The organism is Acinetobacter sp. NEB149 (assembly GCF_012516415.1).
Classification (GTDB): Bacteria; Pseudomonadota; Gammaproteobacteria; order Pseudomonadales; family Moraxellaceae; genus Acinetobacter; species Acinetobacter lwoffii_V.
Genome location: NZ_CP051208.1, coordinates 329,080 through 350,089, shown reverse-complemented (window position 1 = coordinate 350,089; position 21,010 = coordinate 329,080). Strand labels below are relative to the sequence as shown.

Here is a 21,010-nt window from a genome sequence, read left to right as displayed (position 1 = left end):
AAGCAATTAGCCCACTAGGGTGCGTGTGTTTAATAATGGAATCGGAGTAATCGGGGTAGCCTTGATTTGATTCAATTGCTGAATCCATTTTTGGCTCTGCGCATCCGGCAATTGTCCCAAAACTTCAATCACGGCATTCAGTGCTTGCTGAAAAGCGACAGATTGGTCTTTTTGCAAGGTATTTTGTGCGATGAGCAAGCGCAATTGGGCCTCTTTCAGTACCAGATGCCGTTGCATCAAGACTGTGCTTGGCTGATCTGCGGATTCAACCTGAATCCAGCGCTGCCAGAAAGAGCGTTGAGTTTCTGGACGCTGACGATGTGGTGTCTGAATTTCTTTTTCAATTTCAGCATCCATCTGCACCAGGATCTCTTTTACTTTATTTTGCTGCACTAATCGACTGTTCACGAATTTTTTCAGCATGTCCTGATCTTTTGCAATCACTTGCTGTAAACTGCTGACCAAGGCAGGCGCTAAAATATAATCATCCAGCTCATTAGATAACTGATTTAATTTCTCAATCGCAGTGGCGTATTGTTGTTGTTGCAGTGCAAATTCGATCAGATCCAGATGTTGCTGCACCAAGACAATATCATTTTGCGTTGCATCAGTTGTCATTTCACGTACTGGCGCTTTAGATGAAGTGGTTTCAGCATTTTCCTGCTGAGCAGAAATCTGGCGTTTTAAAGCCACGAACTGATCATTGAGATTGGCATTTTGCTGCTGTAACTGATTGATGCTTTGATTGAATTCAGTCTGTGCTGTATTCAGAACATGTAGGTCGTAGCTGAGCTTGATGAGCCACGCCATACTCAAGATGAACAATACAATGAATAGTTTCTTCATGCGTTCCCTAATATCAGCCCCATTTTTGCAAGATCGTATTTGCGTCTAAATCATCGATTTGTACGAATTGAAAACTTGCCTGATGCTGCTGTTGATATTCCCCAAGAATAGTAGCCAAACGTGGCCCCAAAACCAAATAACAGGCTCGCTTCATAAACTCTGCATCATTCTGCATAAGTACCAGCCAGTTTAACCAGCTTGCCTCACTAGTGATCAGAACTGCAAAACGCTGCTGCGTCTTAAGCAGCGCCAAGTTCTCTGCCAAAATCGTTGCCGTCGTTTCAGGACATTGCCGCCGGTACAAAATAAAGTTTAAAACTTTAATATTGCTAGCACGTAAATGATCCATCATAAATTGACGACCGCCTTCTCCGCGCCAGAAAGCCACACCTGAACCAGAAGCCAGTTGCTTCAACACAGGCAATTGCAGCATGCCTTCCGAAGTTTCGACCTCAGGCACATGACTATGAATGCCATAGCTCGCCAATGCCTGTTCAGTGGCTTTTCCCACTGCCACCCAATACACCTGCGCCAACGTCGAGAGCTTAATACCCGCCTGTTGTAAATATTGCATGCCAATCTGGGCGGCCGTCGGACTGACCACCACAATAATCTGTGCCTGCTCCAGCTGCTGATACAAACTCGACAGCTCATCGGAATAAGGCATGGCATGCAGTTCGAGCAAGGGCAATTCCAGAACAGACACCTGTGCTGCCTGTAACTGTTGAGTCAAGCCTGCAGCACGATCACTGGGGCGAGTATTAATCAATAACATCAGTGTGAATAGAGTGCTTTGAGCAACTCGCCAGCACCTTGATCAAGCAAGTCTTTTGCCAGCTCTACACCCAATGGCTCCGCATCTGCTATTTTGCCAGTATGCTGTGCACGAAGTAAAATTGTTCCATCGACACTGCCTACACGACCTTCGATTGAAATCACACCCTCTTTGAGCGTGGCATAACCGGCAATTGGTACCTGACAACCGCCTTCCAGATAGGCATTGAAGGCACGTTCGGCACGTACGCACGCATCCGTGTCTGCATGCAGGAGTGGCTGAATCAAGTCCAGGACCGTCTGATCATGAGTACGGCATTCTAAGCCTAATGCACCTTGCCCCACGGCCGGCAGACTGACTTCAGGCGTCAGAGTATGACGAATACGTTCTGCCAGACCCAAACGTTTTAAACCGGCACTGGCCAGAATAATCGCATCATACTGACCTGCATCCAGTTTGGACAAACGTGTGCCGACATTACCGCGTAAGTCGATAATGTGCAGATCCGGACGCTGTTTTAAAATCTGGGTTTTACGGCGCAAGCTTGAGGTTCCCACTTTGGCGCCTTGTGGCAATTCCTCAAAACTAGTGTAGGTATTCGACACAAAGGCATCCAGTGGGTCTTCACGTTCACAGATTACCGCCAAACTCAGACCTTCGGGCAAGGCCATTGGGACATCTTTCATGGAATGCACAGCCAGATCTGCACGACCATCTAGTAAAGCGGCTTCTAATTCTTTTACAAACAGTCCTTTTCCACCAATTTTAGCCAGTGGTGTATCTAGAATTTTATCGCCCTGTGTAACAAAAGTGACTAACTCGACCTGCAAACCAGCGTGCAAATCTTGTAGGCGCGCACGGATATGTTCCGCTTGCCAAAGCGCAAGTGGACTTTGTCGAGTTGCAATTTTTAGGGTCTTCATAAATTTCAATAACAGTAAATGAGAACAATAGTCTAAACTTAACCTGCTCACTTGAAAATGCAAGTGAATTTATACAAGTTTCAACTGAATGCTCTCATTCATCCCCTGCTAAAGCTTTTGAATCCGATCTCGTAAAAACGGTAAATGTCGCCGACTGACCGCCAAACGGTCGTCCAGCTCACGACAACGTACCTGATACTGACCAGAACTCACCACTTCCAGACCATCCAGATAATGCACCGAGATCAAGGCATTACGATGAATCCGGATAAACTGGTTCCCAAACTCCTGCTCTAACTCCTTTAAGGTTTCATCAATCAATACACTGCCGTTTTTATGACGCACAGTGACATATTTCTGATCCGCCAGAAAATAATAGATATTTTCAACTGGCACCAATTCGACACCACGATAGGTCTTTGCCGCAATCTGCTGGCGGCTGATATTGATTTCGTCCATATTTTCTTTTTGTTTTAGTTGGCTCATTTGAGCTTGGGTAAGTTTAGTTAAGTGCTCTAAAACCTGTGCCAATTCCTGTTGCATCACCGGTTTAAGCAAGTAGCCTTCGGCATTTGATTTAAATGCATCCAGCGCATGTTGGTCATAGGCCGTACAAAAGACAATGGCCGGCATTGGATCCAGTTGACGCAAATGTTGCGCACAAGCCAGTCCGTTCATTTCAGGCATTTGAATATCTAATAGGATGACATCGGGTTCGTATTGGTGAGCCAGATCAATCGCTTGACGGCCATGGCTTGCTGTCGCCACCACATCATGCCCCAGTTGAGAGACCAAACGTGATAAACGCTCGACGGCCAAAGGCTCATCATCACAAATCAGGATGTCCATTTCTCCTCCTTACCCAGTTAACATCATCAGATGAATGATAAAGCTAACTGCGATTTCTTTGATTTATTTTTATTTATATTGATATCGCACTACCGTCGTAAACATCCCTTCGCCGGCAAAGGTTTGAAAAGTCACACTGGGTCCATAATAAGCTTGCAGACGCTGTCTGACATTTTCTATTGCAATACCATGTCCCTTTTTTAAAGTTTTATTATCCTGTGCATAAGGGTTCGTTATGATGATATTAATTTGATTTTGCAATATTTCAACCAATAGACCTCTTGCGAAAGTATCGTTTTACCTAATTTTTGAATTGGCTAAAACCTTATAATATGTAGCTTTTGGCTGTTTAAATTTTAAATTTTGACTAACGCAAGAAGTCTAATATGCTTATGGTACTCTTTGTAAGAATTTTTTCAACTCCATGGAAAATACTATTTTCTAGCAAGGGTTGTAAAGTTAATAATGGAATTTGAACTTGTGAGTATAAGTCTTTGTTTTCTAACTTCCATTCGACCTGCAAACGCTCACCTAGACGGATCTGCTCAATCTCCAGATAACGCTGGCACAGATCAATTTCCTCCTGCAGGCTGACCAGTTTTAATTCCTGAAAACTGGCACGAAATAACCGTGACAAATTCAGCAGCATGTGCTCGGCTTTATCCGGATTGATACTGATCAGGCTGATCACACTGTTCATGCTGTTAAACAAAAAATGCGGCTGAATCCGTGCCTGCATGGCCTGAATCCTAGCATTCAACTCACTATGCTGCTGCTGCTCCCATTGCTCACGCAAATAAAGATAGCGAAAACAGAAAGTTCCCAGCAAAATTCCCAGACTTAAATGGAGTCCGACCCGATCCAGCGCAATCGCCAGGTTTAAATCCTGAAAATTAAAATTCTGTCCAAAATATATCAAGATATTCAGGTTCACCGTAGTGAGCAGTACAATTGCCTGTAACAGCAGAAATCCAGAAATCAAAGCCAGTTTGATTCCCATACGTTGAAAGGCTTGATGGAACAGCTCGACCAGTGCTGCAAAACATAACAGTACCCAGTTGATATACAGCATATATTGCAGCAGGTGCATTCCATTCAAAGCCTGCCAGGATTGCGCTTCTGCAAGCGCCAGAATCATGGCCAGAATATTGCCGCCAGCAAACAGTTCCAGCAAATAGCGTAGATTGCCGATCTGGCTAAAAAAATAGGAATTTTGCGTCTGTTCGTTTATCGATGTAAAAGATTGAGCAGATGTGACTTCGGCAATGGGCTTTGAATTTGTTATACTCTTTTTCGTTCTACTGCTTTTAATCTGATTGAGCCGACATGACCACATCTTCTAATTCCTCTAATCCATCACACGCCCAGACTTCGGGTATGTGGGGCGGTCGTTTCTCTGAAGCGACTGATGCTTTTGTTGCTGAATTTACAGCATCTGTTCAATTTGACCAACGTTTTTATAAACAAGATATTGCAGGCTCGATTGCCCATGCAACCATGCTGGCAAAAGTGGGCGTACTGACCACGCAAGAACGCGATGACATTATTGAAGGTCTGACAGCGATTCAAGCCGATATTGAAGCAGGCAACTTTGAATGGCGCATTGATTTAGAAGATGTCCACATGAACATTGAGTCACGCCTGACTCAACGTATCGGCATTACTGGCAAGAAACTGCATACCGGTCGTAGCCGTAATGACCAGGTGGCTACAGATATCCGTCTTTATGTACGCGATGAAATCGATAGCATCCTGGAATTACTGAAAAAATTACAAAAAGGTATTTTAAGCTTAGCGGCTAAAAACACCGACACCATCATGCCAGGCTTCACCCACTTGCAAACCGCTCAGCCAGTGACTTTTGGTCATCATCTAATGGCTTGGTTTGAAATGCTGGTACGCGATTCAGAACGTCTGATTGATTGCCGTAAGCGTGTCAACCGTATGCCGCTTGGTTCTGCTGCACTTGCAGGCACTACTTATCCAATCGACCGTGCTTATACTGCTGAACTGCTAGGTTTTGAAGCTGTTGCTGAAAACTCGCTGGATGCAGTATCGGATCGTGACTTTGCGATTGAATTTAATGCCGCTGCATCTTTAATTATGATGCATTTATCACGTATGTCTGAAGAACTGATTCTATGGACATCTGCACAGTTCAAATTCGTGAATATTCCAGATCGCTTCTGTACTGGCTCTTCAATCATGCCGCAGAAGAAAAATCCGGATGTGCCTGAACTGGTACGTGGTAAAACCGGCCGTGTCTATGGCGATTTGATGAGCCTGCTGACTTTAATGAAAGGCCAGCCTCTAGCCTATAACAAAGACAATCAGGAAGATAAAGAGCCATTGTTCGATGCGATCGATACAGTTCGTGGTTCACTCATGGCATTTGCTGACATGATTCCTGCACTGGTTCCAAACATTGCTGAAATGCGCGAAGCAGCGCTGCGTGGTTTCTCAACTGCGACTGACCTAGCTGATTACCTGGTGAAAAACGGCGTTGCATTCCGTGATGCGCACGAGATTGTAGGTAAAGCGGTTGCACTCGGTGTACAAGAATCTAAAGACCTGTCTGAATTGACACTCGAACAACTGCAACAGTTCTCTGACCTGATTCAAGCAGACGTATTTGAAAAAGCCCTAACTCTTGAAGCTTCGGTGAATGCCCGTAATCACATTGGTGGCACCGCGCCTGCTCAAGTGAAAGCAGCCATTGAGCGTGCACATGCGCGTTTGGAACAACTTTACGCATAATTTTGGAGTATGGATATGTCTCGACAAGTTTTTTGCCGTAAGTATCAGGCGGACATGGAAGGTTTAGACTTTGCTCCATTCCCGGGGCCAAAGGGTCAGGAATTGTTTGATACCGTGTCTAAACAGGCTTGGCAAGAATGGCTAAAACACCAAACCACGCTAATTAATGAAAAGCGTTTGAACGTGTTTGAAGCTGATGCGAAAAAGTTTCTAGAAGAACAGCGTGAAAAGTTCTTTAACAATGATGCATCCCTAGAAAAAGCCGAAGGGCTAAAGCCTGAGTAAAAAAGAAAGCACTGCTTTTCTTTTTTACGTAAGACAAGGACGAAGTCCGCGTAGGCTTTAATCTAAAAGAATCTCCATTATTGGGGATTCTTTTTTATGTATTGCTCTAAACATTACTCAAGACCAGCGAAGCGGGTAGTTTTGAATGTGAAGAGCTCCCAATGCAGGAACTTTTCACATTAAAGCCCTGCCTTTCTTTTTTACACAAAACAAGAATGAAGTCCGCGTAGGCATAAATCTATCCCCTATTTCAGGGGATTTTTTGACTAATTCTAGCAAATCTTACTAACTCACACTTAGAGCACAAAAACAGATTTTTACTTATTCTATTTCGTTTATCTAGTCAGCCACTATCCTGCTGAAAAACATTCAGATTTGTATCAAAATAATAGATTGTAAAAGCAATATACAGAGTATTCACAAAACACAACATTCTGCTACAAGAAGCCACATGATTAAAAAAAACTGTCTCTCTATAATGAGCACTAAGAAGATGAGATATCTTTGAATAACTATAATAATAAGCAACAAATACCCCGATTTCATCCCAGTTCTTCCCCCAAAGACTGGGTATTTTTTTGCCTGCAATTTGCCGATTGGCTTGATAATTTAAGCGCATAAAAAAAGCCCCCTTTCAAGGAGCTTCTCTTTTCATTTCGATTAAGGCTGTTTCAGATATGGCCAAGCCGCTTTCAGATAAATGAACATCGACCATAAAGTGAGTACCACTGCGGTGTATAGCAAGGCATACGCCAGCATTTCTAGCGGTGGCCAGTTCAGCAGGAATACGGTGATAGCGATCATCTGAAAAGCGGTTTTGTATTTACCCACTGTTGAAACCGCAACATTGGTCCGCGCACCGAGTTCTGCCATCCATTCACGCAGGGCTGAAACGGTAATTTCACGCGAAATAATTACAATCGCAGCAAAAGCCATCGACATGGAAGGCTGCCATTGCACCAATACAATCAGTGCAGCTGCGACCATCAATTTATCTGCAACCGGATCGAGAAACCGCCCAAAAGCGGAAGTCTGGTTTAATGTACGTGCCAGATAGCCATCAAACCAGTCCGTTACCGCAGCCACCACAAAGATCGTGGTTAAAATGATATGCCGCGTCATATCGGGGTTATGAGCATCAAAGCCCATTGCAGGTGGCCAGTAAGCCACCAATAAAAATACCGGAATAAGAGCGATACGCGCCAAGGTCAAGATATTTGGAATATTCAGGATACGACCTGTAGTCATAGACACCGCCAATTTTTCCCCTCATGTACGATGAAAATGCACACTTTTTTAGAGGTTTGATCCATCATTAATAGGCTTCACTTTATACGAATTGACTTGCAGTGTCACTAGGCAAACACCGTCACTGTTTGTCTTGCCATCGCAATCAGGCGATTTTCGGCATCCCAGAGATAGGCATGCTCCGTCGCATAACCATCCGCAGCATAGTCGGTAAATACTTTATATTTAAACCAATCATGCAATTGATGTTGAACCGGATGCACATAGGTCACTGTCCAGGTCAGACTACTCGCAGGCGCCATGTTTTTAAACATCGGCAACACCCCAGGTGGCCAGATATCAAAAATAGCCATCAAGTCTGCGACCAGAAATTCACGGTTGTGATGCTTTTCAGGATGAAACCGGCACCAGCCACCAAAGTCCGGACGAGGACTGGCACTACAAGGTAGATTGACATCCGCCCAGGCTACTTCGAAATGGTCATAACAGTCTGGCATACCATAGCCAACAGGAATCTGAAACAGCTGCTCTGGCGCAGCATAGTCGGGTGCCTGAACTTTTTGCTTTACCTGAATCTCTGAATCACGGGAAATACCAAAACTGGCAATCAGAATACTTTGCACCGCGCCGTCCTGCCATAAGCGCACTTCAATCGTGGTCACCGACTTGCCCTGCCGCAGGATTTCGGCACTCAGTCGTACTTTGGCTTGCTGAATCGGGCCGACAAAGGTCACACTGCAACTCAGCAAATGCTTGGCCGGATCATTGATGTGAGTGACGGCTTTTTGCATCATCATCGCGGCAGCCAGACCACCATACAGAGTACGACCCTGTAACCATCCCTGTGGAAACTCTACCCATTCCTGTTCGGCAATTTGTGCATAAAGTGCATGCAAAGACATGTTGATCCCTCAGTAAGTCTTGATGCTCAGTATATTCGGCAAAATTCTTCAGGTTGTGAATGTCACGTGACCCAAGCGTCAATGCGCACTTTGGCCCTTGCATTTAAGCCACGCGTCATTCATGCAGCACTTTATAAATCATCCGGGCCATGACTGAACCCAGTCCCGGTACCAGTTGCAGATCTCTTTCTGAGGCTTTCAGTACGCCCTGAATCCCGCCAAAATGGGTCAGCAAATCCCGACGGCGTTTTGGTCCGAGCCCCGGAATAACTTCCAGCACTGATGAACCACGCTTTTTATCGCGTTTGGCACGATGCTTGGTAATCGCAAAGCGGTGTGCTTCATCACGTACCTGCTGAATTAGATGCAGTGCCTTATGATCCTCCGGTAATTGAATTTTACTGCCATCGGTAAAGTGCAAGGTTTCCAGACCAGGCTTACGTCCCTCACCTTTGGACACACCGACCATAAAGGCATCCAGTCCCAGTTCCTGCATGACTTCCATTGCCATGTGCAATTGCCCCTTGCCACCATCAATCAGCAGCAAGTCTGGCAACAGGGCTTTTTTATAACGACGGGTCAGCGCCTGACGCATGGCGGCATAGTCATCACCCGCCTGAATATCGTGAATGGAAAACTGGCGATAATCGCGCTTGCGCGCACCACCACTATCAAAGACTACACAGGATGCCACGGTATCTTCGCCCATGGTATGTGAAATATCGAAGCACTCGATCCGGTCTACAGGATGGCCGACCACCTGCTCCAGCTGATGAAAACGCTCATTTAATTCTATATGATTGGCCAGCTTGCCCTGAATCGCGTGCTGTACATTCATCTGCGCCAGTTCCAGCCATTCGGCCCGGGTTTCGCGGACTTTGGACTTGATCTGGATTTTCTTGCCAAAATGCTGCGAGAGTGCTGCTTCCAGTTCTTTACGATCAGCCACTTCCAGATTAACAATCAGTTCAGCCGGAATTTCATCGGCCACCTGAAAATAAAAATTGGCAATAAAATCGGCCAGCATCTGCCCCAGGTCATCACTGAGCATATCTGGGAAATAACTTTTTCCACCCAGCATTTTGCCGTTGCGCACATGCATGATCTGCACACAGGTCACCCCGGCCTGATAGGCAATCGACAGGATATCGGCTTCGCCTTTGAGCTTATAGATCGCCTGCTGCGACTGTACGTCTCTTAACAATGCCATCCGGTCACGATAGAACACCGCTTTTTCAAATTCCAGCGCTTCAGCGGCCGCTTCCATTTTTGCGATCAGTTCCTGATTCAGCTCCTTGGTATCGCCCTGCAAAAATCGGATCGAGTTATCGACATCTGCCTTATAGTCTTCCGGAGAAATAAATCCGACACAGGGCGCAGAGCAGCGTTTGATCTGGTATTGCAGACATGGCCGGGTCCGGTTGGCAAAAAAACTGTTTTCACAGGAACGCACATTGAACAGTTTTTGTAGCACCACCAGAGTATCCCGGGCGGTATACGCACTCGGATAAGGTCCAAAAACTTGCCCACCTGGTGCTTGCCCTTGCCGCGCCCACTGGCTAAACGCGGATAGGGTTTATCTGCCGAAACAAAAATATAGACATAAGATTTGTCATCACGCAGCATGATGTTATAGGGCGGATGATGCAGCTTGATCAGGTTCTGTTCCAGCAACAAGGCTTCAGTTTCAGAACGTACCACCAGGGTCTGGATATCATAAATCCGTGCCACCAAGGCCTGGGTTTTGGGATGATCCAGCGTTTTGACAAAATAGCTGGAGACCCGGTTTTTCAGGTTTTTGGCTTTACCCACATACAATAATTCACCGTCTTTGCCATACATCCGGTAGACCCCGGGCAGGCTGGTCATATTCGCCAGGATTTTTTCAATATGGGGGCGTGCGTTTTCGTTCACCTAAAGCCTATTTTTCACCTACAATCTGCAGATATATGTGATGATTGTTGCGTCATTTTCAAGCAAAAACACAAAATTCCCCTGAAGCTGCCACTTAATCTTAAAGTTCCTGTCGGGTTATCCCCCCAATCTATAATCCTCACGACATAAACTGATTGTTAAAAGCTATAAGTTTCAACCTTTAACTTTGTTATGCTCAAAAAGTCTAGTTTTGAGATGATTCGCATGACCCTGCAGCAATCGGGCATTCATATTGTTCAACCCTCCACCTCCACCCATCACCCGTCTGAACGTGCTCGCCTGATTGGTAAACCGCGTTTTCATTTCGAGCCGAGTAAGGTAATGCAACTGCTACGTGAACGGATTATTGGGCAGGATGCAGCCCTGAATGAAATTGAAAAAATGTTGCATGTGGTCAAGGCAGATTTTTCCAGTCCGGATCGCCCTTTGTCGGTTACCTTGATGCTGGGCCCTACTGGCGTCGGTAAAACAGAAACCGTGCGTCTGATTGCCGATGCGATCTATGGCCGCCCGGATGCCTTTTGCCGGATTGATATGAATACTCTGGCACAGGAACATTATGCGGCGGCTTTGACCGGCGCACCGCCCGGTTATGTGGGATCAAAGGAAGGTCACAGCCTGTTTGATGAAACTGCGATTGCCGGCAGTCATACCCGGCCCGGCATCATGCTGTTTGATGAACTGGAAAAAGCCAGTAACGAGGTGATTCGCGGCTTTATGAACGTGCTGGATACTGGCCGGCTGACATTGACAGCGGGCACCAAAACTATCGATTTTCGTAACTGCATGATCTTTATGACCAGCAATGTCGGGGCACAGGCGGCGCAGCAATATCTGAATAAACTCAGCTATCTGCCGGAAAAAATGCAGGCCCTTTGTCTGAAGCGCGTTCCCGTCCAGCACATCATTGAAAAAGTCATGCAGCGTAAATTCGACCCCGAGTTTCTCAACCGGATTGACCGCAGCCTGCATTATCAGGCGGTACAGCATGATGTCCTGCCACGTCTGGTCGAAATTGAACTGGATAAACTGAACAAGCGCTTGCAATATCAGCAACGCAGCGTGTATTTAAGCGCTTCAGCCAAAGCCTATTTCTATCAGGGTCATGATATCCGTTACGGTGCCCGGCATTTGGGCCGCAAGATGCGTACCGAACTGGAGCCAATTCTGGCGCTGTATTTTTTAAACCAGCCCGAGCAATTGAGCCTGCATCTGGACTGTGTCGATGGACAACTGGTGGTTCTGCCTGAGCAGGCAAAAGCTTAACTAAGTCAGACTCGACATCAGTTTTTATTCGGCTGAAGCGCCTGTATAAAAGCAGTCTGATCTTTGGGTGAAACCAATATAAATTTCTGCATGCCCGCATCTGTATAGTCAATTCGCAGACGCTTTAAGGATAAGGCTGGCGCAATGATAGAGTGGTCTGTGGGCTGAATGGATTGGATTTCACTTAACGGAATCTTCCAGCTTAACCACAGGCTTTTTATGGTCAACACCCCATTGTCTACCACATAGCGCGTACTCCACAGCGGCCACCATAAAATGATAATAGTCAGGACATAAACCGCAGTGTGCAGCGGATATTGCTGCATAGTGCCTTTGGCCTGCATGGTCAGCAGTAGTTGCAGCAACAGGCCACTCATACAAATCACAAAAGCCAGCAGCCACCAGTCTTTTTTAGAACGAAATACGTGCATCGATATCCCCCATATCTTGGTGCATGATCATCATAAACAATTCCATAGCAGATGACAGGGATTCAACCCGGCAGGATAGAAATTATTTCAAATCACACATCGATAGGATCGTTCTCATTTTCGATCTCATCAGAAAAGTTCAGCAACCGAAATGAGCTACTGCGCTTTTATTTGTACTGCTTGAACACTATCAGCAAAGACCTGAAAGCCCTGCACTCAGTATGCTTCAAGGCTAAAAATGGCACATTCAAGGACAGAAATTGACTGAATTGACAAAACTCCGCTAGAAATGAACCTTGAAAATCAGTCACCCTGCTCCATATCTATCAGGCTGATTGATAAAAAATAATGAATTGAAACAAAATCTTTGGTTCATCTGCTTTTAGAAAACTGAAAGGAAAAGTCATAGCGGTTCGAACCAATCCGGCAGAAATTGATGACCATTGCGTCACGGCTTGATACAACTTGTTATGTTCTTTTTGGATATAGTTATCGTAAGATTAGCGAAGTCAAAAAGTGCGCGGGACATGCGCACTTGCTTCACAACATCAACTTAGAAGTCCTCCAAAATAAAGGAGATCAGGGCATGATCCACGCTGGCAATGCCATTACCGTCCAAATGCTTGAGGACGGGATTGCAGAATTCCGCTTTGACTTACAAGGTGAGTCCGTTAACAAATTCAACCGTGCAACGATTGAAGATTTCAAGGCTGCTATCGAAGCCGTCTCCCATGCCGATATTCAAGGTCTGATTGTGACTTCAGGCAAATCTACATTTATTGTAGGTGCTGATATCACTGAATTCGGCGACAACTTTGCTCAGGGTGAACAAGCGATTGTTGACTGGGCAATGCCAGTACATGAAATTTTTAACAGCTTCGAAGACCTCGACATTCCTAAAGTGGCTGCCATTAATGGCATGGCACTGGGTGGCGGTTTCGAAATGTGCCTGGTGTGTGACTACCGTGTCATGTCAGAACAGGCACAAGTGGGCCTGCCTGAAATCAAGCTGGGGATCTTCCCGGGCTTCGGTGGTACAGTTCGTTTAAGCCGTCTAATCGGTATCGACAACGCGGTAGAATGGATGGCAATGGCCAATCCTAAGAAGCCAGCTGCTGCACTGAAAGACGGCGCAGTCGATGCTGTCGTTCCTGCTGACAAGCTACAAGATGCTGCACTTGATCTGGTAAAACAGGCAATTCATGGCCGTTTAGACTGGAAAACCAAGCGTCAGGAAAAACTCGATCCAGTTAAACTCAGCCCGATCGAACAGATGATGGCGTTTAACTCATCGAAAGGCATGGTTCTGGCAAAAGCTAATCCAGCTCAATACCCTGCACCAAAATTACTGCTTGATTCTCTTCAAGCGGGTGCGAGCCTGCATCGTGATGACGCGCTGAAAGCTGAAGCTGAAGGCTTTGCCAAAGCTGCGGTAACACCTCAGGCAGGTGCCTTGATCGGTTTGTTCCTGAACGACCAGATCGTGAAAAAAACCTCGAAGCGCTATGAAAAAGGTGCGCATCCAGTGAACCAGGCGGCTGTTTTAGGCGCGGGTATCATGGGTGGTGGTATTGCTTACCAGGCGGCAAGCAAAGGCACACCGATCATCATGAAAGACATCGGTAACCAGCAACTTGCTTTGGGTATGAAAGAAGCCAATGGTTTACTGACCAAACAAGTTGAACGTAAGAAGATGAAGCCTGCTCAAATGGGTGAAACTCTTGCGCGCATCCGTCCAACTTTAAGCTATGACGAGTTTAAAGAAGTGGACATCGTGATCGAAGCCGTGACTGAAAATCCAAAAGTTAAAGGCATCGTACTGAAAGAAACTGAAGCGAAAGTTCGTGAAAACACGATCATTGCATCTAACACTTCTACGATTTCAATCACGCGTCTGGCTGAAAATCTGGAACGTCCTGAAAACTTCGTGGGCATGCACTTCTTTAACCCGGTACACATGATGCCACTGGTTGAAGTGATTCGTGGTGCGAAGACTTCTGACGAAGCGATTGCAACCACAGTCGTTCTGGCTCAGAAGATGGGTAAAACACCAATCGTGGTCAATGACTGCCCGGGCTTCCTGGTGAACCGCGTATTGTTCCCTTACTTCGGCGCATTTGACCTGTTGCTTAAAGATGGCGCTGACTTCCAGCAAATCGATAAAGTGATGGAAAAATTCGGCTGGCCTATGGGCCCTGCTTACCTGATGGACGTGGTCGGTATCGACACTGGCGTTCACGGTGCAGAAGTGATGGCTGAAGGCTTCCCGGATCGCATGAAGCCTGACTACAAAGGCTCGATCCAAGTCATGTACGAAAACAAACGTCTGGGGCAAAAGAATGACGTTGGTTTCTACAAGTATGAACTTGACCGTAAAGGCAAAAAAGCCAAAGTGGTTGATCCGACTGCGTATGAGCTTGTAGCCTCTGTTGCAACTTCGGAAAAACGTGAATTTGACGCTCAGGAAATCATTGACCGTATGATGCTGGCTTTCTGTAACGAAACAGTTCGTTGCCTGGAAGACAACATTGTAGCGACTGCTGCTGAAGCAGATATGGCGATGATCATGGGTGTTGGTTTCCCGCCATTCCGTGGTGGTCCATGCCGTTACATCGATCAAACCGGTGTAGCTGAGTATGTTGCGCTTTGCAATAAGTATGCGCACCTTGGTAAAGCTTATGAAGCGCCAGAAATGCTGCGTGACATGGCTGCTAACAACAAAAAATTCTACGGTTAAGGAGCAACGTGAATGGCTACTTTAAATCCACGTGACGTTGTCATCGTCGATGGCGTACGTTCAGCAATGGGTAAAACCAAAAACGGTATGTTCCGCAATGTACGTGCCGACTCGATGTCTGCTGAGCTTGTCCGTGCCCTCTTGGTACGTAACGAATTCGACCCGCATGAAGTTGAAGACGTAATCTGGGGCTGTGTCAACCAAACCCTAGAACAAGGTATGAATATTGCCCGTAATATCGCATTACTGGCAGACCTGCCGAAGACCGTTGCAGGTCAAACGGTCAACCGTCTTTGTGGTTCGTCTATGCAGGCGATTCACACTGCGGCTGCGCAAATTGCAACGAACCAAGGTGATATCTTCATCATCGGTGGTGTTGAGCACATGGGCCATGTCGGCATGATGCACGGCATCGACCTGAACCCTGAAGCGTCTAAGCATTATGCTAAAGCGTCGAATATGATGGGCTTAACTGCTGAAATGCTGGGCCGTATGAACGGTATTAGCCGTGAAGAACAGGATGCGTTTGGTGTGGAATCACATCGCCGTGCCTGGGCTGCGACTGAAAATGGTCTGTTCCAGAACGAGATCGTCGGCATTGAAGGTCATAATGCAGATGGCTACAAAATCCTGTGTGATATCGATGAAGTGATCCGTCCAGATGCGAACCTTGAATCGTTCAAATCTTTGCGTCCAGTCTTCGATCCGAAAGGCGGTACAGTAACTGCAGCGACTTCATCAGCCTTGTCTGATGGCGCTTCTGCAATGTTGTTGATGTCTGCTGAACGTGCTCAAGCTTTAGGTCTTAAGCCACGTGCTGTAATTCGCTCTATGGCGGTTGCAGGCTGTGATGCTGCGATCATGGGTTATGGTCCGGTTCCGGCAACACAAAAAGCGTTGAAACGCGCTGGCCTGTCAATTGCTGATATTCAGACTTTTGAATTGAACGAAGCATTTGCTGCCCAAGGTCTGTCTGTTCTTAAAGGCTTAGGCATTTATGACAAACAGGACATCGTGAACCATAACGGTGGCGCGATTGCATTGGGTCACCCATTGGGTTGTTCTGGTGCGCGTATCACAACAACATTGTTGAACGTGATGGAACAGCAAGATACACAAATCGGTCTTGCGACGATGTGTATCGGTCTTGGTCAAGGTATTGCAACAGTGATCGAACGTGTTTAATTCTTAAATACTTCGACAAAAAGAAAACCCCGCTTTTGCGGGGTTTCTTTTTTATTGACTAAGCAATCATAAATACAAACTAAACGCTTATAGTTAGAATTGGCTTTGTTGCACAAACCTATCTGTAAAGGCTTTTTCAGCGATATAATTTTCAAATGAAGAAGCCTACACACAAAATCTACCGCACAACCAATTGGCCCGCATATAACCGAGCACTCATGAGTCGCGGAAATATTGCCATTTGGTTTGATCCTGCTACGCAATGGTATGCGCCATCAAAAGGCAAACAAGGGCGAAATCAAACCTACTCCGACGCAGCCATCCAATGCTGCTTAATGATTAAATCCTTATTCCGTCTGTCTTTACGTATGGTTACTGGCTTTGTGCAAAGTCTGATTAAACTTTGCGGATTAAATTGGATAGCTCCAGATTACACCACGCTTTGTAGAAGACAAAAGCATATTGATATTGTAATCAGCTACCAAAAAAGTAGCGATGGGCTGCATCTACTCATGGACTCTACAGGCATGAAGTTTCTAGGTGAGGGCGAATGGAAACGCAAGAAACATGGAGCTGAATATCGTCGCCAATGGCGTAAACTACATATTGGTATAGATGCCAAAACCCTACAAATACGCGCTATTCAGCTCACAACCAATAATGTCAGTGATTCACAGGTGCTTGGTGATTTACTTAATCAGATTCCACAAGATGAGCAGATTGACTCTGTTTATACCGATGGAGCTTATGACACCAAGCAATGCCGTCAGGTCATTGCAGATCGGCAAGCGCATGCGGTGATTCCACCTAGAAAAAATGCGAAACCATGGAAAGATACAAAGATTAGCTCGCTAGAGCGAAATGAATTACTTCGAACAGTTAAGCGTTTAGGCAGGACACTATGGAAAAAATGGTCAGGCTATCATCGGCGAAGTTTGGTTGAAACTAAGATGCATTGCATCAAATTATTAGGAGATAAACTCAGTGCAAGGAGTTTTGATAGCCAAGTGAATGAGATCCATGCACGTGTAGCAGTCCTTAACAGATTTACGGAATTAGGTCGACCACTTACCCAAGTTACGCCTTAAATTTGGCTCAATTAGGGGCGCTTTGCATTTCAAATCTTTGTGCAACAAAGCCTAGCCAAATTATGTTTAATTTTTATAAATGTTATTTATTTGTAAAATTGGTTTATTTCTCAATCATTAGACCTCTTGCGAAAGTAAAAACCACCTCAATATAAATTTCATGAGATATCAGAAATTAAATCGTTTTTCAGATTCTGAATTCAAACGCTTGGTTGGCGTACCTCGACATGTTTTTACTGAAATGGTAGAGGTTTTAGAAAAAGCAGAATCACTCAAAAAGAAATCAGGTCGTCCTCATACTTTAGATATAGAGGATCAGTTGTTATTAACTCTCAATTACTTACGGAACTACAGCACTCAACTGGAATTAGCGGCAAATTACCATATCGCTGAAAGTAATGTGAATCGAACCATTAAAAAGGTTGAAGATGCATTGATGAAATCAAGACGTTTTACTCTGCCAAAACGAAGCATTACCACAGCAGACGAACACTTTAACTGGGTCATTATTGATGCGACAGAATGTTCAATAGAACGTCCGAAAAAAAAATCAGAGTAAGTTCTACAGTGGTAAAAAGAAGAAACATACGCTAAAAGCACAAGTGATCTATCATCCGAACAGCAAACAAATCATAGGGCTAGATATATCGAATGGCAGTCAGCATGATATTAAATTGGCAAGAAAAACGGTTAAGAAATTCAAACATTGTGAATATGTTATGACCGATTTAGGGTACTACGGATTAGAGCAAGATGGCTTTAAATTATTGATACCAATAAAGAAAAAGAAGAATTTACCCTTATTTGATGTTGAGAAAAGGTACAATAAAATGATTGGAAAAATACGAGTTGTGATCGAACACATTAATAGTCAATTGAAAACATTTAGAATATTAAGTGAACGCTATCGAAATAGACGGAAAAGATTCGGTTTACGCATTAACTTAATTGCTGCACTCGTAAACCGGATAAACTTGCAATAATGACTTTCGCAAGAGATCTATTTAAAACTTATTTATAAATTACTTAAATTTTATATGCGTATGATCAAGCCTCTTTTTTTCTATTTCCTTAAAAGGGTTTATATGAACATGCTTAAAACAATGATCGCAACTGCAATCGTAGCGACTTCTGCATCTGCAATGGCAACTGAAGCTCAAGTTGCGCCAGCAACTGTTGTAACTAAAACAACCCAAACTGTTGCCAAAGAAGCTGCTGCACCTGTACAAGCGAAAGTTGAAGCGACTCAAGCGACTGTTGCTGCAACTCAACAAGCGACTGAAACTAAAGCTGAAGCAGTAAAAACAGAAGCGACGACTCAATTAGAAACAGCTCAATCTACAGCAGAACAACACGTTGACGCTGCGAAAACTGAGGCAGTAGAAACCAAAGATACGGCTGCTGAAAAAGCATGAACCGTACCGGGTTTGTCGGAGACTTTTTATTTAAGTTAGGCCACCTGACCTAACTGGTTAATTTTATCATAGTACATTGCTTCAAAATCAAAAGGTGATACATAATCTAGCGCACTATGTACACGTTCTTTATTGAACCAATCCACCCAGTTTAGTGTCGCAAGTTGTACATCCGCTAAACCTTGCCAATCTGCTTTTAAATATTCAATCACCTCTGTTTTGTATAAGCCATTCACCGTTTCAGCCAAAGCATTATCGTATGAGTCACCCGTTGTACCGACTGAAGCTCGTAAATTTGCTGCTTCTAAACGATTGGTATAGCGAATGGAAAGATATTGAACACCTCTATCGGAATGATGAATCACATTCTTTGGCATACCTCGGTCATGCAATGCTTGCTCCAATGCATCGAGTACCATATCTGTATTCATCCGTGTAGATACTTTCCATCCAACAATTGCTCGTGAGAACACATCAATAATAAAGGCAGTATAGACCCAACCTGAATTAGTTTGAATATACGTGAAGTCAGCGACCCACAGGTGGTCAGGCTGATCTGCACTAAAATTCCGTTTTACCAAGTCATCCGCTCGTTTTTGATCATCTCGGCTACGGGTAGTTTGTTTATTCTTACCACGCCAAACACCTTGTAGACCTAGCTTTTGCATCAATCGAGCAACTGTACAGCGTGCAATAATATAGCCTTCACGTTTCAGTTTTTGCCAAACTTTACGTACACCATATCGACCTGAACTTTCCTTCCAAATTCGTTTAATTTGTTCCGCATTATGCAAGTCATGTAAATCTCGTTTCGCTCGATGTTCTGGATTGTCCGCGAGATCTAAAGTCCGGTAATAGGTTGAAGGGGTGATCGGTAAAATTCTACAAATCGCCTCGACTCCATACAGCTCTTTATTATGATGGATAAAATCCACCATTATTTGTGTGGGCGGTCGAGCTCCGCCTGGGCGAAAAAAGCGGCTGCTTTACGTAAAATTTCATTGGCACGTTGCAGTTCTTTATTTTCACGTTCAAGTTGTTTAATACGTTCTTGATCTGAAAGCTGCTGTACTTTGATTGGATTCTGTAGATTTAAATGCTTCTGATGCCAGGAGCGTAGTGTTTCAGGCGTACAGCCAATCTTGGGAGCAATTGCTGCGATTGCAGCCCAAGTAGAAGGATAACCTTTTTCGGATTCAATCAATAATTGAACCGCTCTATCTCTGATTTCAGGGGTATATTTTGGTTTTGTCATTGGGACATTCTCTCAAGAAAAGTGGTCTCCGACAAACCCGGTACGGTTCAGCAGAAGTAAAAGCCGAGAAAAAAGGCTGGTTCTCTTGGTTTAAAAAAGCAGCTTAAGATTTTTTAAGCATAAAAAAAGATGTCAGCCTGACATCTTTTTTTGTTTTGGATGATTTAATTTATTTTCAGAAATTAAAAGACTTAATCTTATTTAAACCTTTTGCGCCAACATGGTGGCAAAGTGCTGTTTAATCCGCTGGCCCTGCTCATCGACACGATACAGCTCACCGATATCTTCATTGTATTTCACAATATTCCAGCCCTGATAATATCTTCGCAACTCTCCCGGCTGAAAAGCAAATGGAAAATCGGCTTGTGCCGGAATATCTGGCGTATCCATGGCACAGACAATCAGGTTATAGCCACCCGGCACGGTCGCCTGCTGCATCTGTGCAATGAGCGGTGGAATGGTTTTCGCCTCAAGGAACATCATCACCACGGTACAGTAGATAAAGTCATATTGGCCTGCAATGCTGGTATCCGTGTTGAGGTCGCGGCGCTGTACCTGCACATGATTAATCTGCTCGGTCTGCACAATCTGTCTTAAGGTTTGCAAACTGTTTTCGTTGACATCCCAGGCATCGACCTTAAAGCCGTTCTGACTTAAATAAAGCGCATTACGCCCTGTACCACAACCAACGTCCAGCGCACGGCCACCTTTTAAATAGGGCATCGCTGCCAGCACTTCAGAATGGGTAGGATTCAACTGATATTTCTTGATGAAGTAATCCTCAGGCCGGCAGTAAAAACGCAGCTGGCATTCGATATTCTCACTGGCAGAAACAATTTTGTGCCAGGCCTCAGGCTCAATAAATGGCGGTTGCTGCTCTGGTGTAAACACATGCTCGGATTGCACTGCGCCAGATTCTTCCAGCATGGCAAAACGCAGCTCACCTTTTAATACTGTCAGTTTCGCCCAGGTACCCGCTTTGGTATTGTGCTGATTCTTGAAGCCCTGAGGAATACTCTGCTGAGTCCAGACTGGAAGTTCCTTATAACATTTCAACTGTTGCATAATTTTTTGCCCTCCATATCATCCATGCTCCGCCTGTCATTCTTTTGG

18 protein-coding genes, 3 pseudogenes and 1 other annotated feature are annotated in these 21,010 nt (G+C 44.9%); of the genes and pseudogenes, 8 read left to right on the top strand and 13 right to left on the bottom strand.

Annotation, left to right across the window (positions count from 1 at the left end):
• Positions 1–6 precede the first annotated feature (6 nt).
• The 6 genes and pseudogenes from HGD77_RS01630 to HGD77_RS01605 all read right to left on the bottom strand — a co-directional run.
• Positions 7–846 (bottom strand): hypothetical protein, encoded by an 840-nt coding sequence (locus HGD77_RS01630; protein WP_168730648.1) that lies wholly within the window; start codon positions 844–846, stop codon positions 7–9.
• Positions 847–859: 13 nt separating this feature from the next.
• A complete protein-coding gene (locus tag HGD77_RS01625; protein ID WP_168730647.1) occupies positions 860–1,621 on the bottom strand; it encodes a uroporphyrinogen-III synthase in 762 nt (253 codons plus the stop codon).
• Complete coding sequence (gene hemC, locus HGD77_RS01620; RefSeq protein WP_168730646.1) at positions 1,621–2,544, bottom strand: hydroxymethylbilane synthase; 924 nt, start codon at positions 2,542–2,544, stop codon at positions 1,621–1,623. Before hemC ends, HGD77_RS01625 begins: the two co-directional genes overlap by 1 nt.
• A gap of 108 nt (positions 2,545–2,652) precedes the next feature.
• On the bottom strand, positions 2,653–3,393 hold the full coding sequence (locus HGD77_RS01615; protein WP_004278633.1) for a LytR/AlgR family response regulator transcription factor: 741 nt from the start codon (positions 3,391–3,393) through the stop codon (positions 2,653–2,655).
• Between the two features lie 69 nt (positions 3,394–3,462).
• A pseudogene (locus HGD77_RS01610) lies at positions 3,463–3,663 on the bottom strand (alginate biosynthesis protein); the annotation flags it as partial.
• Positions 3,664–3,775: 112 nt separating this feature from the next.
• A pseudogene (locus HGD77_RS01605) lies at positions 3,776–4,729 on the bottom strand (sensor histidine kinase); the annotation flags it as partial.
• Here HGD77_RS01605 and argH point away from each other — a divergent pair.
• A complete protein-coding gene (gene argH, locus HGD77_RS01600; protein WP_171501402.1) occupies positions 4,720–6,150 on the top strand; it encodes an argininosuccinate lyase in 1,431 nt (476 codons plus the stop codon). The pseudogene HGD77_RS01605 and the gene argH sit on opposite strands and share 10 nt — an antisense overlap.
• Positions 6,151–6,165: 15 nt before the next feature.
• Positions 6,166–6,435, top strand: a complete 270-nt coding sequence (locus tag HGD77_RS01595; RefSeq protein WP_004278636.1) for an oxidative damage protection protein — start codon at positions 6,166–6,168, stop codon at positions 6,433–6,435.
• Between the two features lie 343 nt (positions 6,436–6,778).
• On the opposite strand, the gene HGD77_RS01590 is transcribed toward HGD77_RS01595, so the two are convergent.
• From HGD77_RS01590 to uvrC, 4 genes and pseudogenes are all read right to left on the bottom strand, one after another.
• Positions 6,779–7,054 (bottom strand): hypothetical protein, encoded by a 276-nt coding sequence (locus HGD77_RS01590; protein WP_168730645.1) that lies wholly within the window; start codon positions 7,052–7,054, stop codon positions 6,779–6,781.
• A gap of 41 nt (positions 7,055–7,095) precedes the next feature.
• Positions 7,096–7,683, bottom strand: coding sequence for a CDP-diacylglycerol--glycerol-3-phosphate 3-phosphatidyltransferase (gene pgsA, locus HGD77_RS01585; protein WP_016806864.1), 588 nt, complete (start codon positions 7,681–7,683; stop codon positions 7,096–7,098).
• A 107-nt stretch (positions 7,684–7,790) separates the two neighbouring features.
• Positions 7,791–8,585, bottom strand: coding sequence for a thioesterase family protein (locus HGD77_RS01580; protein WP_168730644.1), 795 nt, complete (start codon positions 8,583–8,585; stop codon positions 7,791–7,793).
• 115 nt (positions 8,586–8,700) lie between these two features.
• Positions 8,701–10,499: pseudogene (gene uvrC, locus HGD77_RS01575) on the bottom strand (excinuclease ABC subunit UvrC).
• A 225-nt stretch (positions 10,500–10,724) separates the two neighbouring features.
• Here uvrC and HGD77_RS01570 point away from each other — a divergent pair.
• A complete protein-coding gene (locus HGD77_RS01570) occupies positions 10,725–11,786 on the top strand; it encodes an AAA family ATPase (RefSeq protein ID WP_168730984.1) in 1,062 nt (353 codons plus the stop codon).
• A gap of 17 nt (positions 11,787–11,803) precedes the next feature.
• On the opposite strand, the gene HGD77_RS01565 is transcribed toward HGD77_RS01570, so the two are convergent.
• On the bottom strand, positions 11,804–12,217 hold the full coding sequence (locus HGD77_RS01565; protein WP_004278641.1) for a PH domain-containing protein: 414 nt from the start codon (positions 12,215–12,217) through the stop codon (positions 11,804–11,806).
• A gap of 586 nt (positions 12,218–12,803) precedes the next feature.
• Between HGD77_RS01565 and fadB the strand changes: the two genes are divergently transcribed.
• From fadB to HGD77_RS01540, 5 genes are all read left to right on the top strand, one after another.
• On the top strand, positions 12,804–14,954 hold the full coding sequence (gene fadB / locus HGD77_RS01560) for a fatty acid oxidation complex subunit alpha FadB (RefSeq protein ID WP_168730643.1): 2,151 nt from the start codon (positions 12,804–12,806) through the stop codon (positions 14,952–14,954).
• A 12-nt stretch (positions 14,955–14,966) separates the two neighbouring features.
• The gene (gene fadA, locus HGD77_RS01555) at positions 14,967–16,139 is read left to right on the top strand and encodes an acetyl-CoA C-acyltransferase FadA (protein WP_004729264.1); all 1,173 of its coding nucleotides are present in this window, start codon (positions 14,967–14,969) and stop codon (positions 16,137–16,139) included.
• A gap of 155 nt (positions 16,140–16,294) precedes the next feature.
• Entirely contained in the window at positions 16,295–17,227 is a 933-nt protein-coding gene (locus HGD77_RS01550; RefSeq protein ID WP_168730642.1) for an IS5 family transposase, read from the top strand.
• A gap of 160 nt (positions 17,228–17,387) precedes the next feature.
• Positions 17,388–18,210, top strand: a protein-coding gene (locus HGD77_RS01545; protein WP_122365483.1) for an IS5 family transposase whose coding sequence is annotated in 2 segments (ribosomal slippage) — positions 17,388–17,768 and positions 17,770–18,210 — 822 coding nt in all. Because the reading frame shifts where the segments join, the coding sequence is not laid out codon by codon here.
• 102 nt (positions 18,211–18,312) lie between these two features.
• A complete protein-coding gene (locus HGD77_RS01540; RefSeq protein ID WP_168730641.1) occupies positions 18,313–18,642 on the top strand; it encodes a hypothetical protein in 330 nt (109 codons plus the stop codon).
• Positions 18,643–18,677: 35 nt separating this feature from the next.
• Here HGD77_RS01540 and HGD77_RS01535 read toward each other — a convergent pair.
• Both HGD77_RS01535 and tehB read right to left on the bottom strand, forming a co-directional pair.
• Positions 18,678–19,897, bottom strand: a protein-coding gene (locus HGD77_RS01535) for an IS3 family transposase (RefSeq protein ID WP_168730640.1) whose coding sequence is annotated in 2 segments (ribosomal slippage) — positions 18,678–19,621 and positions 19,621–19,897 — 1,221 coding nt in all. Because the reading frame shifts where the segments join, the coding sequence is not laid out codon by codon here.
• Positions 19,506–19,622, bottom strand: a sequence feature (AL1L pseudoknot). It overlaps the preceding gene by 117 nt.
• Before the next feature lie 201 nt (positions 19,898–20,098).
• Positions 20,099–20,962, bottom strand: coding sequence for an SAM-dependent methyltransferase TehB (gene tehB / locus HGD77_RS01530; RefSeq protein WP_168730639.1), 864 nt, complete (start codon positions 20,960–20,962; stop codon positions 20,099–20,101).
• Between the last annotated feature and the right edge of the window lie 48 nt (positions 20,963–21,010).